Genomic DNA, 1,131 nt, shown 5'->3' with positions numbered 1-1,131 from the left:
CGTTCACCTTGAGCGGCACTCCGCCGGGCAGGAAGAGGGTGCCCGGGAGGTCGGCGATCGACGGTCCGTTGCCGTTGATTCGCTTGGCGAGTTCGCTGGTGGGCGCACCGAAGGCGGCTGCGGTGTAGGCCTTCTGCTTGGCGGCCTCGATGGTGTGTTCGGCCGCATTGTCGCCGCGGAGCAAGGCTTGGACTGTCCCGAAGCGGTCCACGAGCGCAACCGTGACGAAAGGAAGCTTGTCGGCCTGGCACTTCGCCAAAGCGGCGTTGACTGCCTGGCTGGATGCACCGACGGTGATGCGGTTCTGGGGGACCACGTTTTCCGCGGAGGGACTGACGTCGACGGCGGCCGTCGCGGTTTTGGCCGCGGCGGGCGTCACGGCGTTCGCGACGGCGGTTGCCCCTCCGGTCAGGAGCAAGGCTCCAACGGCAGCGGCGGCAAAGATCTTGTTGGACTTCTTCATGGTGGTCCTCCGGGAGGTCGGCAACGGGTACAGTTCCATGCTTCCCGCAGGGCTCCCTCACCACATCCGGCGCTCGTCGTGCCCGGCCTCATCCCTTCCGGTCCCGGTATCAGCCAAAAGGCGGAGAGACCGGCGACCTGAACGCGCCTAGCATGGGAAGAATGCCGGAATCTCCGAACAGGACGGCCTCCCGTCCCGCTGCCTTCCGCCCCACCCGGGGCCCGATCGATGCAGTGGTCCACCTCAGCTTCGCGGTGCTCATGGTGGCATCCGGCGTGCGCTACGTCCTGCGGCACAGCCCGGCCGACAATCTCTGGACCGTGGCCCTGGCGGCCGCGGTCTGCGTTCTCTATGCAGTGGTGGCGGTGCTGGCCAAGCGGCGCCAACCGTGGCTGTTGTGGATGGTGGCGCTCGTGCTTGCCTGGGCCGTGCTGGTCATTGCCGCACCGAGTTTCGCTTGGTGCTCCTTCGCTTTGTTTTTCCTGTCCCGCGCGGCCTTCAGCGGTTGGATCGCCTATCTGGCCGCGGGTTTGACGGCAAGTGCCACGGCCATCGGGCTGTTCCGCCTCAGCGGCGACACCGACGTCGCCATGCTGCTCGGGCCCATCGCCGCAGCGGTTCTGCTCACGTTGATCTACGACCGCATTGAGGACGACGCCGCGCTGCAA

General features: G+C 66.9%; 1 protein-coding gene and 1 pseudogene. One reads left to right on the top strand and one right to left on the bottom strand.

Annotation, left to right across the window (positions count from 1 at the left end):
- A partial coding sequence (locus tag AHiyo1_RS10125; RefSeq protein WP_059388486.1) for a GlcG/HbpS family heme-binding protein occupies positions 1–463 on the bottom strand: 463 nt, incomplete at its 3' end.
- Between the two features lie 161 nt (positions 464–624).
- Here AHiyo1_RS10125 and AHiyo1_RS10120 point away from each other — a divergent pair.
- A pseudogene (locus tag AHiyo1_RS10120) lies at positions 625–1,131 on the top strand (sensor histidine kinase); the annotation flags it as partial.

The organism is Arthrobacter sp. Hiyo1 (genome assembly GCF_001263615.2).
GTDB lineage: Bacteria > Actinomycetota > Actinomycetes > Actinomycetales > Micrococcaceae > Arthrobacter.
Note: the sequence above shows the minus strand (reverse complement) of the source record. Positions and strands in the feature narration are given on the sequence as shown.